Source organism: Xenorhabdus sp. TS4 (genome assembly GCF_014467265.1).
Taxonomy (GTDB): domain Bacteria; phylum Pseudomonadota; class Gammaproteobacteria; order Enterobacterales; family Enterobacteriaceae; genus Xenorhabdus; species Xenorhabdus ehlersii.
Genome location: NZ_NKHQ01000077.1, coordinates 28287 through 43548, shown reverse-complemented (window position 1 = coordinate 43548; position 15262 = coordinate 28287). Strand labels below are relative to the sequence as shown.

Sequence of the window (15262 nt, the reverse complement as noted above, 5' to 3'; positions counted from 1 at the left end):
TTACCTTTTAGTGTGAAATGTTTTGCGCTGTGCCAATTGTTCGTGGTTAAGTTTTTGCAAAGCAGGAATATCAATGATGAGCGCAACGCTACCATCCCCCATAATGGTGGCCGCCGAAATACCCGGTACTTTGCGGTAATTGCTCTCAATATTTTTAACAACAACTTGATGTTGCCCCACCAATTTATCCACCAGCAAGGCATAACGGCGTCCGGCACTCTGCACAATAACAGCAATGCCTTTCGTTGGATCAGTGATTCCATTAGGGATATCGAATATGCGATACAGTTCAAGCAGAGGCAAATATTCCCCACGTACCAGCAATAGTTTTTCATCACCCGCCAATGGATAAATATCTTCCTCTTGTGGTTGCAATGAACTCACTACGGCACTCAGTGGCAGGATGAAAACTTCCTCATTGACTCTGACTGACATGCCATCCAGTATCGCTAATGTTAGTGGCAGCAAAATGCGAATGACAGTTCCCTTTCCTGCCTGGAAGTTAATCTGAATTTGCCCGCCCATATCCTGAATATTGCGTTTGACCACATCCATGCCAACACCACGCCCAGAAACATCAGTTACCACTTCTGCGGTAGAGAAGCCGGGGGCAAAAATCAGCATAGCCACTTCTTCGTTGCTCATATTTTCACTGACGCTTAAGCCCTGAGATTGTGCTTTTGCTAAGATCTTTTCACGGTTCAGACCCGCTCCATCATCAATAACTTCAATACAGATATTTCCACCTTGATGCTCAGCCGCCAGAGTCAAATTACCCGTCTCTGGTTTACCCGCTGCAAGGCGTTTTTCCGGACTTTCAATACCATGATCAAGACTGTTACGTACCAGGTGGGTTAGAGGATCGATAATCCGTTCAATTAAACTCTTATCCAGTTCTGTCGAACTGCCAATTAGTGTCAATTCCACTTTTTTATTGAGTTTTCCAGCCAAATCCCGCACCAAACGCGGGTAACGGCTAAAAACGTATTCCATCGGCATCATGCGAATTGACATGACAGATTCTTGCAGGTCACGGGAATTTCGCTGCAATTGGGCCATACAGCTCAGCAATTCACTGTGTTTGGTCGGTTCCAAACCGTTACAATGTTGGGCCAGCATAGATTGGGTAATGACCAATTCACCCACTAAATTGATAAGCTGATCAACTTTTTCTACGGCAACACGAATACTGGATGATTCCGCACGTTGACGTGGCGATCCCGCCGCCGGGCGGGGCGCCGGACGCCCAACCTCACGTACATCTGCTTTTTTCGGAGCATCAGTCGGCTGTGGATTATTTGTAATTGTCGTATTTATTGCTGTGGTAGTATCTTTTACTGTATTGCTGTCTGTTGTACTATTTTCTACCGTAGTTTTTACCGTATCCGTTTTTACTATGGCATCTACAACATCACCTTTTGCTACTGCTGCATCTTGTTCTGTTTCAGTGTCCGCGCCTTCTGACTGAGACTCATTTGTTGGTAAAAAAGTGATTTGCTCTGGCTCAATGACAAAACACAAGACAGCCGTAATATCATCTTCTGTCGCAGATGTGATCAATGAGGCTTCAAGGCTATTGGTAGTCTGTTCTACATCATAAATCTCACCAAGATGCCCCAATTCATCCTTCATTAAACTGACTTCGCGTTCTTTCAATCCAGATAAATGAACACGGATCTGTCCATGATTGGATTTGTCTGCTGAAGTATGCCTCTCCTCCGGCTGATTTTCTTCGGACTGAACCGATGCTACTGCCTGTTTTTCCTCAACTTCATTTACAACCTCTTCCGTGACAAGTTCAGCCTGAATCTCAGGTGTTGCTGCAGAAAATTCTTTTTCCTGCTGTCCTTGTTGTAGTTCTAATGCAAGCTGACGCAGTGTCTCGCAGATATAATTGAATGTGTCTTCATCCGGCTCCTGAGAACTTTTATAGGCATCCAATTGTTGCTGCATAATATCTTTCGCTTCTAAAAACAGGTTGATAATGTCAATAGTCAAACGTATTTCATCACGTCTGGCGCTATCGAGCAGATTTTCCAAAACATGCGTGGTCTGTTGCAGCTTGGTAAAACCAAAAGTCGCAGCGCCCCCCTTAATCGAGTGGGCGCTGCGAAATATTGCGTTTAACTGCTCATGATCAGGCTCATCGGCATCAAGCAACAATAAATGCTGCTCCATATCAGCCAATAATTCATCTGCTTCATCAAAGAAAGTTTGATAAAACGCGGTAATATCCATCGTTACTTACTCTGTCATCTGATTATCACTCGGCGGTTCAGCCGATGGCTGTTCCGATTTTGTGATTTCATGTTTTATGATCACATGGGATTGTTCGGTGGGTTGCTGAGCAGCCGCTCCCTCATTTGAATCCATTCTGATGACTTCTTGCATATCCATACTATTGTTAGCGGTCATGGCGTTACCGCCACTGTTTTCCTGCTCAATCCTTTTTTCTGCATCTTTATTTAGTACAATAATGCTGATACGACGGTTAACCGGCGCATTAGGATCGATATCTTTCTGCATACTAACAGTAGATGCCATACCCACAACTCGCAGGACTTTGGCTCCATCCAGACCACCTATCAGCAATTCGCGCCTTGATGCATTGGCACGATCGGAAGAAAGCTCCCAGTTACTGTAACCCCGCTGACCGTTAGCATACTGTAAATTATCGGTATGACCAGAAAGACTGATTTTGTTTGGAATATCGTTCAAGATCGGCGCAATTGCCCGCAAGATATCGCTCATATAACTTTCGACTTTCGAACTGCCAATCATGAACATCGGGCGATTTTCTCGATCGATAATCTGAATACGTAAACCTTCATCCATCATGTCAATCAATAGATGAGGACGCAGCTCTTTAAGGCGAGGATCGGTAATAATCAATTGGTCGAGTTGCTGACGTAACCGATTTAAGCGGCGAGTTTCTTCTTTAGCTTCAACTAGATTAGATTGACGGAAAACTTCCCCATCCTGTTGGAAAATATCATCCCCTCCCCCAGGGATCGGGTTGGTGCTATCGCTGCTTTTCTGTCCCTGATTAATCGCTACTTTTAAAGGAGTGCGGAAATACTCAGCAATGCTAGTCAATTCCTGCGGACTGGCTATCGATATCAACCACATAACCAGAAAGAATGCCATCATTGCAGTCATAAAATCAGCATAAGCAATCTTCCATGATCCGCCGACATGGTTCGAATCATGTTTTTTACGCTTCTTTATTCTGACGACAGAAACATTATTCGCTCTCATAATTATTCTTCAACTTCTTGTTGTACAGGGGATTTAACCCGACGAACATGTTCTTCCAGTTCTGTGAATGAAGGACGATCTGTGAGGAATAACGTTTTACGACCGAATTCAACTGCAATTTGTGGCGCATAACCATGCAAACTGGAAAGCAGTGTCACTTTGATGCATTGCATCATTTTGACCTGCTCACTGCTGCGTTGACGAAGGAGTGTTGCCAGAGGGGAAACGAAACCATAAGACAATAAGATCCCAAGGAATGTTCCCACCATCGCATGTGCGATCAGCACACCTAATTCTCCTGCCGGACGATCCGCAGATCCCAATGCATGAACGACGCCCATGACAGCCGCAACAATCCCGAATGCAGGCAGTGAATCCCCAACAACCGCCAAACTCGTCGCTGGTACTTCACTTTCTTGTTCATAAGTCTCAATTTCTTCATCCATCAAGGCTTCAATTTCATGAGGATTCATGTTACCGCTGATGATCAGGCGCATATAATCAGTAATAAAATCCATCAAATACTGATCTTTTAACAAACGAGGATATTGGGTGAAAATGTCGCTTTGATGTGGATTTTCAATATCTCGCTCCAAAGCCAGCAGCCCATGCTGGCGAGATTTGGACAACAGACGAAACTGCAACGCCATAAGATCCATATACATCGCCTTGTTGTATTTTGATCTGCGCAATACTTTTGGTAAAACACGCAGTGTTGCCTTTATCGCCTTGCCATTATTGCCCACGATAAAAGCGCCAATTCCCGCACCTGCAATAATCAAAAATTCCGCTGGCTGATAAAGTGCGCCCATGTGACCACCGACAAGTAGGTAGCCACCAATTACCGCACCAAAAACCACGATATATCCTAAAAGTACTAACACGCGATATCCTTTAGCTAAGTTGGTGAGCAGATGGGATCTGAACAGAGAGAATCGATAAATGAAGAAGAGTGTGACGACAGGTTACAGAGTTTATAATCAAACCTGTAACCTGAATTTTACTTTCCCATTTAAATTCACACAGCTTGCTGAGCAAATCCATCCAGCAGTTGTGAATTAGTATCGGCAGGTTGAGAGGAAAGTTTACGTTTTTTTACTGCCCGTGAAGGGGGCTGACAAAGACTACAAACAAAGCTATTTACCGGCTGGTGAGCGTGTGTGATAAAAGTTCCACCACAGCAGCGACATTGTGTTGGCTGTAACATCCCACTGTCAACAAAACGAACCAATGTCCAAGCTCTGGTTAATGCCAGAACAGGCCCTTCTTCATTCGCCGGAGGACATTGCTCAAGATATAAACGATAAGCTTTGACAACAGCCTCTACGCCTTCACAATGTCCACTTTTCAACAGAAAACGGTAAGCATTGTAGAACATTGACGAATGAATATTCTGTTCCCAAGTCATAAACCAATCCGTCGAAAAGGGGAGCATCCCTTTAGGCGGAGGGCTTCCCCGCAACTCTTTGTACAATCGGATCAAGCGGCCTCTACTTAGTTGGGTTTCACTTTCAAGCATCTGCAATCGCGCGCCTAAAGTGATGAGTTCCATTGCCAGCTGAATATCTTTCGCTTCCTGAACAATACTTTTTTCAACCATCTTTACGCTCTTTTCTTGATTGAGGTGTCATCCTGGGCGGATAACTGCTGAAAAAGATGAGTAGACAGTAAGATACCTGTATGAATTTGTTGCAGATCGTCCACCCGCGATTCTTTAGTTAACTGCTGTACGGTTTCGTGGTCTTCAAACCGAAAATGGCAAATCAGTTGGTTTGTTTCAGCTAATTTTACTAACTGAGGCAATGTCAGCTCGGCCAACGTATCAGCCATCGATTCACTAATACCTAAACGGAACATCGCAGATGCTTTCTCATGGTTAATTAGCCGTTGTGCCAAAAGCAAATACGATAAATTTATGTCATAAATATGTTTGAGCAATTCAGCCGTACTCATTTCTATATATCCCGTCCGATTACATGAAAAAATCAAATTAAGTGATCAAAGAATCACTCACGACAAAATTACCAGTAGCATGAGATTCAATAATCTCCGACATAACTGAAATATACATCTTTAGCCAGAGCAGTAACTGTCCTTTGTATTACTCTTGGGATCGCCCAATTTCTAAAATATTTCGGTAATGGGTTGTAAAAGTATTATTGCGTCATCTGGGTAATGCACTTGCCACAATTGATTAAGAATATTCTTAATGCTAATTAACTTTACTCCTGAATCATCAACTTATACAACGGAGAATATATGTCATTTTAAATACTATGTGATCCTGATCACAAAACTAGTGCTTTTTATTATGATTCTAGCTCATTAACTATTCAAGCAAAAAAAAACGAGAAATAGTCTACAATTAATAAGTTAAATTATTTAAATAAAAATATTAGACAGTGTTTTTGGTTTTATACGATCTATTAAACTTATAAATCCAAAATAACGATAAAAAATCTTTCCTTTAGTTAAATTATCAATATTCTAATAAAATTTGCTTCTTGATAATGCAGGTAGGTACTCATCTTCCACTATAACTTGATTTAGATCATAGTCATGCCAAATTTATTAATTAAATGTGAATACTAGTTATTGAAAAGCTATCAGTATGATCATTTTTAGTTTATAATCGCAGCATTTTCAAACAGAAGAGAAAATACACACTCCCCCACTTTGAGCACAAACATCACACAGATCACAAAAATAAGATAAAATACAGTATGATATTGAAATAAAAAAACATCTGCATCTTCACACCCTGTAAACTCAACTAGCAAGACTTTGCTAATTAAACAAAATTCAATCCCCTCTGCAATCTATCAAGGATATTTTCCACCATCATAATCAATAAATTTTTCTAAACAAAATAAATACATACACCGCCTGCTTGTGACATAAATTTAACTAAGAGTCCCTTGCTGATTATTTCCCCTCTTTAGCTAGCTCACACGCACAATAAATAAATAAAATTAATCAATTATTTTCACGCCCACAGCGAAAATGATAAGAATGATAAATGTTTTATAAGGCTTTTCAGCGCGGGCAAATCCGCAGTTAAATTCTCAAACAAGGTAATTTATTGACCAAAAATTAATTTGCTTAAATAACAAAAAATATAAATATAAAATAATCCCCAAATGCAAATTTGGCAACAACATATTATCACATAAAACCTAATTAAAAGACGAATAAAGAATTAGAACAAAACAAATAAAACCATATGTAAAAACAGATATAAAAAAGCAATTCATCCTATTTAACTTTGAAAATAAATAGAAATAGATAGATTAATTGAGCGTTTCAAATAAAAAAAATAACAGGTAAATGTAACGCTATTGTTTCCTTAAATTCATTTGTGTTGTGGTAGGTAGTTCGTTTTTAAAGAATAACACCAAGACCTGTTCTAAATATCTGCAAAAGTTCGCCATGATGAGAGTCATAATGTCATATATTCCGTATGAATTACTCTCTTAACCCACACAGAATAAGATATTATTTAATGAGAATTATTTACAACCATCCACCAAATCGATGAATGTAAAACCGCTTCATCATGTGAGCAATGATGCAGTAGCTTATTAATGTCCCAATTAACCATGGAAAATATTCCCACGGTAGTGGTTGTAACCCAATTAGGGTACCAAATGCGGAGAACTGAATGTAAACACAAGTACCATTATTAGTATCGTTAATAAAACAGGGAGCGCTGCCGTACTTTGCACAAAAGAATTTTTGTGTGCACAACATATGTACAACCAAGGTCTGTGATAGCTATCCTTCCACAAACTACCCCGATTGAAATAATGCTTGATGTTCTATACTGTTAGCTGCAAATACATACCACATCACAGCGAAAGTCGTGATGTCGAAGATAGATGACGTAGAACCAATCCAGAGCATAAAACGCCCTATATTCTTTGCATCCCATTACGGTTTTTTTCAAAAACGCCTTATCCATTTTGTCCCACGGCAAAGACAATTAAGAAATATCGTACATTAGGTTTTGTACAAGCAAATGAATGGCTAACATCGGTAAAAATGGAATAAATGCACTGGCAACTAATACAGAAAATACATTTCCAAAATTTGAACTAGCCGTCATATTTAAATACTTGATGATATTCCCAAACGTTTCCCTTCCCTTAATTACTCCCTCTTCTAAAATCATCAAATTCTTCTCAAGCAGGATGATATCTGCTGATTCTTTTGCGATATCCGTCCCTGTATCAACTGAAATTCCAACATCGGCATCCCGTAATACTGGGGCATCATTTATTCCATCACCAAGAAAACCAACAGTATGTCCATTATTTTGCAATGATTTTAAAATGCATGATTTTTGCAGAGAGGTTAACTTACAAAAGACTGATCTTAATTCCACTTCTTTTGAAAGGTTTTCATCACTCATTAGTTCAACATCAGGGCCAATAAGAATATTTCCAGAATCTAAATCCACATCTCGGCAAATTTTAGCCGTAACAACAGGATTATCTCCGGTAACCACCTTAATTAAAACACCATTTTCCCTTAATGCTGCAATTGCCATTGCAGCACTTTCTTTTGTTGGATCTAAAAATGTTAATAAACCCTGTAGCACCATCTCCTTTTCATCTGCAACAAAAAGTGGGTGTTTCACTTCATCGTGACTTAACTCCCGAGTCGCTAAGATTAACACTCTGAAACCTTGTTCGTTATAACTGCTAACTAATTCCATTACATTGTTGCGGCTTTCTTCAGTTAGAGAAATAATTTTCTCTTTTATCCTTATATAGGAGCAAACTGATAGCATTTCCTCTGCGGCTCCTTTGCAAACTAATTGATAGTTATTAGACAAATTCTGTATAGAAATTGACAATCTGCGTCTAACAAAATCAAAAGGTAACTCATCAATTTTTCTGTAGCTGCGGAGGAAATCAAGGCCTGAATTATCGCATCTATACCTAACAATGGCTTGATCCATTACGTTTTTGGTGTCACTTTGATGAAAACTGTTTAACCAAGCCCAATGGAATACAGAAGCATCTTCCTTGCCTTCTGTATCTAAATAGTACTGGAGAATAATTTTATCTTGCGTTAACGTTCCTGTTTTGTCCGTACATAATATGTCCATTGCACCAAAGTAAGTGTGCTGTCTTGGCACTCACATGAGCCATCGTGTCATATTTTCCGACAGGGATCGCTTCTGCCGTCAAAATTGCCTGGCTGATAAATAAATCTCTGGAATCGGTTAAGTACAGATCTGCTGGGATCATGTCTCCGGCAGATAAATAAACAATATCTCCCGGAACCAAGTACTTGATTGGAATTTCTTTTTTCTGTGAATTACTTACTCCATAGGCAACATCTCATTTAGTGTAGAGGGAGGGGCATCGTCCATATTGACTCCTTATTGATATAAAATTATGGAATTAAAAATAAAAGAATATTCTAAGCTGGTAGTTCAGCCGCAATTTTCCAATTAACTGAAGTGACGCTTTTCTCCAAACTTACTCGACAAACAATCGATTCGATTTCTTTTTGCTCCGCAGGTGTTGCTAATATTTCCGCACAAACCTCAAGCCTGTCAGGCTGAATGGCATCTGCACTGCTCAATGACTGCAATCTGACACCTAAGCCATTGAGGGCTTGTAAAATCAAAGTCCTTACTAGGATTTCATCATTTATGTCGCAAATAATATGGATCTTATAACGCTGTTCTAAATCTAAGGCTTGCTGGTGAGGCTGAGTATTAATTCGTTGTGCGAGCTCCCGCAATAAAATGTTCGCACAGAGAATAATCGCTGTAGCAATCCCTGCTGCCCAGTATTGCCCCATACCACATAACTCCCCTATTCCCGCTGAACACCATAATGTCGCTGCTGTATTTAAACCACGAATGCTCATTCCCTGACGCATAATCACACCAGCACCAAGAAAACCAACGCCAGAGATAATTTGTGCCGCAATACGATCAGGATTTCCCTCAGAAGCGCTCATTGCAGTAATCATGAAAAGTGCAGCACCGGTTGATACCAAAGCGTTGGTTCTTAATCCCGCCATACGTTGACGCCATTGGCGTTCTGCTCCAATCAAAGCCCCAAAACACAGCGCAGATAGTAAGTGCATTGCAATAGATGTTAACAACATGGCATTCTCCATAACATCAAATGGATAAAGATACTCTAAGTCCCTCAAGTTGTTGATTGTGAACTTGATTGATTAGTACCTATTAGGTGCAGAAAACCATGTACATAGAGGCTGGCTCATTTAATTTTATTTGCTGAGCTTTTTATTGGTTGAGTTTTTTAATTCGTTATAAAACTAATACGCAAAGAATAGCCTGAAGAGATCATCTCTTCATCGTACATAGAATATTCTGACAACGAGTCTTTAATCGATTATTCGTATGTTCCCGGAGGAAACAAGGAGTGAATATATGACCACATCATGTATACCCCGATATACCTTCAGTTGATACCTGACTAAGAATTCCAACTCAGTAGATCCTTAATATCAGACAAATTTTCTTCAGGTGGGTACAACTCATGAAGTTAAAGTAGCACCGCCCACCATTCCAGGTAAGCAGCAAATCGAAGGGATATGAACAGCTTACCAGATTATTTTTTTATTTAACCAAAAGCTTTGACTGTCCAATTAATCGTTCTCCAATAGAATTTTCGGGGGAGTATAAACAGTTAAAATTAACAAGTAAAGGCCTTAAACAGGCAGATTGTTCTACAAGACAGAAATGACTTTCCGTTTTCCTAACTTACTTTCACTATGTTATTTTTTATCAATCAAATAAATAACCTGCGGACATTTTAGGATTGAACACATAAAATGAGATTCGTGAAATAAATTTTATGGTACAGAAAACACGGTGAAGGAAAACAAAAAGCCCGCCACGGCATTCGCGCTGGCGAGCTTAAATAAGGCATAAGGCAGAAATTAGATAGCAGTCACGTTTGCTGCTGCTGGGCCTTTGGCACCATTTTCAATGGTGAATTCTACGTTCTGGCCTTCTGTTAAGGTTTTGAAACCGTTACCTTGAATGGCAGAGAAATGTACGAATACGTCTTTGCTACCATCAGCTGGAGTGATGAAACCAAAGCCTTTAGATTCGTTGAACCACTTCACTTGACCTTTCATTTTGTCAGACATTTGACTTTCCTATATATCAAAAAAAACTCGCCACCTCGGGCATGTGTTGGCCAGTATCAGCTATTACTTATGGAGGCACTAAGAAGGAAACGGTCAACAAAGGCTACCAGAGGGATAGCACTTACACATAACTCATTAACTCAATATGTCGTACATAAAGTAGGTCTGTTAATCAGGCCAAACGCATTAACGCATGACCGCACACGAATATCAACCTTTTTATGTATTATCGTTTTAAAAAAAACTCAGACGCTCAATATTAGAACAGAATAACATAATAAACAGGTTTTTTTATAATTTTATTTGATTTATTCAACTTTTTCTTAGCAAGAAAAATACAAGATATTGCTTGCCAACAATAACAATTTGCCAAATAAATTAAAGCAATTGCTATACAGATATAGGTTCAGGACATGCTAACCTTGAAAATGCCATAACTTTCAATTCGATCACGATTTTTACAGCATTTTTTACGACACAATTTCTACAAATGAGTGAGTTAGTATTATGAAAATCATAAAACAGATATTGATTCAGGATCTTGAGCGGATCAATCTTAAAGAGCATCGTGATGGTAAAGTACATTTCAACAGCATTTTTATTCGTCATCATCCCTACTTGTGTTTGGCGATGGTCATTGCCTATGCTTTTCTTGCTATGCTCATGTGGTACGCACCCTATTTTGGCATCTGGTCTCTTTTTGCATTTACTCTAGCCTTTATTGCTATGGCAGGCGTTCTGCTATTTGACATCAAGCCAGTCTATCATTTTGAAGATATTGACGTACTTGATTTACGGGTATGCTATAACGGTGAATGGTTTGTCAACGAGCAAGTTTCTGAGAAAGCGATCAATAAGATACTTACTCATCCTCAAGTACCAAATATAATCAAAGATGACATCAAGCATATCATGCAGAAGAAACAGGGGGTTTGTTTTTATGATGTGTTTATGCTCGCTTGTTCGGAACAATCACCCTATGCTCAATCTATTAACATGGTTAATAAAAGTGCATAAATCTAATAGATTCAATAGAATAGTACAATGATAAACCAAGAAGATCGCATTATGAGCAAACAGTAAGAAAAAAGAATTTTTGCGTTGACACTATTCCAGTTCATCGCTAATATTCGCCCCGTTATCGGGAACAACCCGATTCCTCCATAGTTCAGTCGGTAGAACGGCGGACTGTTAATCCGTATGTCGCTGGTTCGAGTCCAGCTGGAGGAGCCAAATTCAAATATTTCGCTAGATAAGTTAGCGTGATGTTAAGGTTGAGAAAGGTAACTTAGCCTAAGCCTTTTTAAGCGGCCTCCCAATTGGGAAGCCGTTTTTTTTCATCCTGATTTTTTATTTCCCATTACTAAGATCAACGTGTTCTGCACTTGTTGCCAGAATCTATTAAAAACCAATCCTGCACATATCTACTTTGTAATATCTTGTATTTTCTACTTAGAATTCAATAAAAACAGAGATAAAAACGACGAATATAAAATAAGTTGCGTTTTTCCAAGATAAACAAAAGACAATAAAGATTACAAAATCAATAAAATCTCAAATTATTAGATATTTTTTAAGCAAAAAATAGCAAAAAAAGCCATTTAGGCGAAAAACAAATCAATTAATTTTATTTTTAATTTTTTTACTTTACAACATAAAACCATTCACTGTATTATTCGCTCCGTTCTCAGGAACAACTCAATTCCTCCATAGTTCAGTCGGTAGAACGGCGGACTGTTAATCCGTATGTCGCTGGTTCGAGTCCAGCTGGAGGAGCCAGATTTTTGGAAATCCCGATTAGCTTTGCTGGTCGGGATTTTTTCTTTTGGGTACCAATTGTTATCCATCCCCTTTTATCTCCATCTCTTTATTTCCCGTTTCTTCTCTATTTCAAATAGCCTTGCCGACGTGATTGCCTATGCTAAAAACACAAAAAGATCAAAAACAACCCAACAAGCACATATTACGAGCAATCAAACACTTATTGTTATTTTCTGCTTTGACAAACGTGAAAAATGCCGTTATCATTCGGGCCAATTAAACGGAGTTCCTCCATAGTTCAGTCGGTAGAACGGCGGACTGTTAATCCGTATGTCACTGGTTCGAGTCCAGTTGGAGGAGCCAACTTAAAGAAAGCAGACATTAATTAAGGTCTGCTTTCTGCGTTTTTATCAACTAGTTATCCCTATTCCCTCGTTCACTAAAAACCACTCAAAGTCACACCACTTTGTTGGTAAATTTCCACCGGAAAGGAACAACGTAAAAGCAATTACTGCACTTTCCTCTGTCAAAACGAAAGTGTTTGAAATCCTTTACCATGCAATGTAAGGACAGATATAAAATCTGACCGTTTCGTTTTCTGAAAAAGGCGTACTTAACGGACTATACACTTACATTGAACAATTTTTTAAAAGCCAGTTTTCCACCGGAAGTTATGTTAACTTCTCTAAATCCCGAAGTTCTAGTTAACCAGCCTTTTTGTTCGCAATGAATAAAAAAAGCTGCACCAGCGTCACCACCAAGATGAAATCGTCGCTCACTCCAGTCAAGACAGGCACAGCATTCTTTGCGCTTTGTTTTTGGATCAAGCACAATTCCTAACTGCTGGGATTGTTTTCGGCCTTCCAAGGTTATTGATATTCCATCAGCATCAAACCAGCCTTCACCAACCATAAAATCATAAATTTCTACAGCTATTTCGCCAGCTAAATGGTCATAACACGTTCGGGCAATGCTCAGCAAAGAAGGAATGTGGGTTTTGGGTGGCGAAATCCTACTTCTGCTCCCCGATACTATCACCAGTCAATTTTAGTCAAAAAACACACACAACGTACAGATTCTCAGCAATCAAACAGTTATTACTATTTTCTGCTTTGACAACCGCAAAAAATGCCGTTAATATTCGCCCCGTCTTGAAGGAGTTCCTCCATAGTTCAGTCGGTAGAACGGCGGACTGTTAATCCGTATGTCGCTGGTTCGAGTCCAGCTGGAGGAGCCAAATTCAATTCACCCTCGTGTTGTTACTTCTATTTTTTCCTTTTTTGATACGATAATTTCCTCTACGTACCCTCACCCGGATAAGCTTAACATTCTAATTTTTCAAAATTTAGAGAATATTATCATTCAATAATAGCTATTTAGCTATTTTCACTTTATCATTCTCCTCCGGCTTAAGGATTGCTGAATCAGCATCCATCATTTTTCACTTATATTCTGGAGCCGGTTCCATGACCACTGAATCATATACAATTAAAATCCGCCGCCCTGACGACTGGCATGTCCATTTTCGTGATGGTGATATGCTAAAAACCATTGTTCCCCATACCAGCCGTTTTTTTGGCCGAGCTATCGTCATGCCCAACCTCGTCCCTCCAGTGACAGATGTTGCCAGCGCCAAAGCCTACAAAGAGAGAATAATTGCAGCTACACCGTCAGATCATCATTTCCAACCTCTTATGACTTGTTATCTGACAGATTCAACAACCAGCAATCAAATTGAGATTGGCTATAAAGAAGGCACCTTTACCGCTTGCAAACTTTACCCTGCCAACGCAACAACAAATTCTAGCCACGGTGTTTCCGATATCAAAAAAATCTACCCATTATTGGAGACCATGGAAAAAATAGGGATGCCATTGCTGATCCACGGGGAAGTTACCGCTTCTCATATTGATATTTTTGACCGTGAAGCGCGCTTTATCGAACAGGTAATGGAACCATTGCACCAGCAATTTCCTGAATTAAAAATGGTTTTCGAGCATATTACAACCAAAGAAGCCGCAGAATATGTTTTAGAAGGCAACGATAAATTAGGCGCAACATTGACACCACAGCACTTAATGTTCAATCGCAACCATATGCTGGTTGGTGGTATTCGTCCCCACCTTTACTGCTTGCCTGTACTAAAACGCAATATTCATCAAGAAGCCCTCCGGTCAGCAGTTGCCAGTGGTTGTAACCGTTTTTTCTTAGGCACGGATTCCGCTCCTCATGTACGGCACCGCAAAGAATCTTCTTGTGGCTGTGCAGGCGTTTTCAATGCTCCAACCGCCCTGGCAGCCTATGCCACTGTTTTTGAAGAAATGGGGGCAATGGAATATTTCGAGTCCTTCTGCTCCCTGAATGGCCCTGCATTTTACGGTTTGCCGGTTAATGATGGCCTTATCGAACTCACCCGCAAACCAACTCCCGTTGTTGAATACATCGAGTGTGGTGACGAAAAGTTAATTCCATTCCTTGCAGGGGAAGATGCAGGATGGGACGTAAGGGTATGTGAGTAACTTTAGCACGCTCCTTCGTGCGGAAATTGTTTTTTATTTCCGCACAATCCCGACCTGATAAAAAGCAGAAATAACCCATAACGGTTCTTCTCAGTCAGTTCTGATGCAAAAAATCCTGCTTTTTTCACTTCTTAGATTGCTAAAAAGGTTTATACTGCTAAAGGCTTATCTTAGACGAGGCCTTCTGCTCTTAGTCAATTATATCAATAATGATTCTGTAGTCTGATTAGGAGGTTATATGGGAAAAGAAAATGAAATAATTCAAACACATCCTGTTGTAGGCTGGGATATCAGCATTGTCGATGCCTATGACGCCATGATGATACGCCTTCATTACTCATCCACCCAAGATCAAACAACAGAAAATGTCAGTGTTGACAAAACGTTATGGTTAACAACAGGCGTAGCCAAACAGCTTATCCTCATTTTACAAGCCGGGATTGAAAAAATAGAATCCTCAGAATACAGCCAACTTGATCATATTAAACATTAACAATAACTAGGTTTAACACCTCCAACACATTCGGACACTCAATATATTGAGTGTCCCAAACAAACAATTGAACACATATCAACCAATA

At 39.7% G+C, this 15262-nt stretch carries 12 protein-coding genes, 4 tRNA genes and 1 pseudogene; 8 read left to right on the top strand and 9 right to left on the bottom strand.

The genetic code is table 11. The features are described from left to right. The 8 genes and pseudogenes from cheA to cspE all read right to left on the bottom strand — a co-directional run bounded on the left by cheA (position 1) and on the right by cspE (position 10401). A complete protein-coding gene (gene cheA, locus Xets_RS15545; RefSeq protein ID WP_370588254.1) occupies positions 1-2178 on the bottom strand; it encodes a chemotaxis protein CheA in 2178 nt (725 codons plus the stop codon). A 66-nt stretch (positions 2179-2244) separates the two neighbouring features. Further along, a complete protein-coding gene (gene motB / locus Xets_RS15540; RefSeq protein WP_099131249.1) occupies positions 2245-3258 on the bottom strand; it encodes a flagellar motor protein MotB in 1014 nt (337 codons plus the stop codon). Between the two features lie 2 nt (positions 3259-3260). Continuing rightward, positions 3261-4142 carry a flagellar motor stator protein MotA gene (gene motA, locus Xets_RS15535; RefSeq protein ID WP_099131250.1) on the bottom strand — a complete coding sequence of 294 codons (882 nt, stop codon included), beginning with the start codon at positions 4140-4142 and terminating at the stop codon, positions 3261-3263. A gap of 134 nt (positions 4143-4276) precedes the next feature. After that, positions 4277-4858: a flagellar transcriptional regulator FlhC gene (gene flhC, locus Xets_RS15530; protein ID WP_099131251.1), complete on the bottom strand. Its 582-nt coding sequence runs from the start codon at positions 4856-4858 to the stop codon at positions 4277-4279. A 2-nt stretch (positions 4859-4860) separates the two neighbouring features. Beyond that, the gene (gene flhD / locus Xets_RS15525; RefSeq protein ID WP_074019618.1) at positions 4861-5211 is read right to left on the bottom strand and encodes a flagellar transcriptional regulator FlhD; all 351 of its coding nucleotides are present in this window, start codon (positions 5209-5211) and stop codon (positions 4861-4863) included. Positions 5212-6771: 1560 nt separating this feature from the next. Further along, positions 6772-8582, bottom strand: a pseudogene (gene mgtA, locus Xets_RS15520) (magnesium-translocating P-type ATPase); the annotation flags it as partial. 106 nt (positions 8583-8688) lie between these two features. Continuing rightward, the gene (locus tag Xets_RS15515) at positions 8689-9387 is read right to left on the bottom strand and encodes an MgtC family protein (protein ID WP_244208733.1); all 699 of its coding nucleotides are present in this window, start codon (positions 9385-9387) and stop codon (positions 8689-8691) included. Between the two features lie 801 nt (positions 9388-10188). Further along, positions 10189-10401 carry a transcription antiterminator/RNA stability regulator CspE gene (gene cspE, locus Xets_RS15510; protein WP_047766586.1) on the bottom strand — a complete coding sequence of 71 codons (213 nt, stop codon included), beginning with the start codon at positions 10399-10401 and terminating at the stop codon, positions 10189-10191. Positions 10402-10908: 507 nt separating this feature from the next. On the opposite strand from cspE, the gene Xets_RS15505 reads away from it, so the two are divergent. The 5 genes from Xets_RS15505 to Xets_RS15485 all read left to right on the top strand — a co-directional run bounded on the left by Xets_RS15505 (position 10909) and on the right by Xets_RS15485 (position 12525). After that, on the top strand, positions 10909-11418 hold the full coding sequence (locus Xets_RS15505; protein ID WP_099131253.1) for a YlaC family protein: 510 nt from the start codon (positions 10909-10911) through the stop codon (positions 11416-11418). Positions 11419-11558: 140 nt separating this feature from the next. Then, positions 11559-11634, top strand: a tRNA-Asn gene (locus tag Xets_RS15500). A 470-nt stretch (positions 11635-12104) separates the two neighbouring features. Continuing rightward, a tRNA-Asn gene (locus Xets_RS15495) sits at positions 12105-12180 on the top strand. After that, the gene (locus Xets_RS15490) at positions 12148-12459 is read left to right on the top strand and encodes a hypothetical protein (RefSeq protein WP_099131254.1); all 312 of its coding nucleotides are present in this window, start codon (positions 12148-12150) and stop codon (positions 12457-12459) included. Before Xets_RS15495 ends, Xets_RS15490 begins: the two co-directional genes overlap by 33 nt. Then, positions 12450-12525, top strand: a tRNA-Asn gene (locus Xets_RS15485). The genes Xets_RS15490 and Xets_RS15485 overlap by 10 nt, the downstream gene beginning before the upstream one ends. A 258-nt stretch (positions 12526-12783) precedes the next feature. Here the strand turns inward: Xets_RS15485 and Xets_RS15480 are convergent. Continuing rightward, entirely contained in the window at positions 12784-13143 is a 360-nt protein-coding gene (locus Xets_RS15480; protein ID WP_244208734.1) for a hypothetical protein, read from the bottom strand. A 180-nt stretch (positions 13144-13323) separates the two neighbouring features. Here Xets_RS15480 and Xets_RS15475 point away from each other — a divergent pair. The 3 genes from Xets_RS15475 to bssS all read left to right on the top strand — a co-directional run bounded on the left by Xets_RS15475 (position 13324) and on the right by bssS (position 15174). Next, positions 13324-13399, top strand: a tRNA-Asn gene (locus Xets_RS15475). A gap of 229 nt (positions 13400-13628) precedes the next feature. Then, complete coding sequence (pyrC, locus tag Xets_RS15470; RefSeq protein ID WP_187652069.1) at positions 13629-14681, top strand: dihydroorotase; 1053 nt, start codon at positions 13629-13631, stop codon at positions 14679-14681. Positions 14682-14919: 238 nt separating this feature from the next. Beyond that, entirely contained in the window at positions 14920-15174 is a 255-nt protein-coding gene (bssS, locus tag Xets_RS15465; RefSeq protein ID WP_099131256.1) for a biofilm formation regulator BssS, read from the top strand. Positions 15175-15262 lie beyond the last annotated feature (88 nt).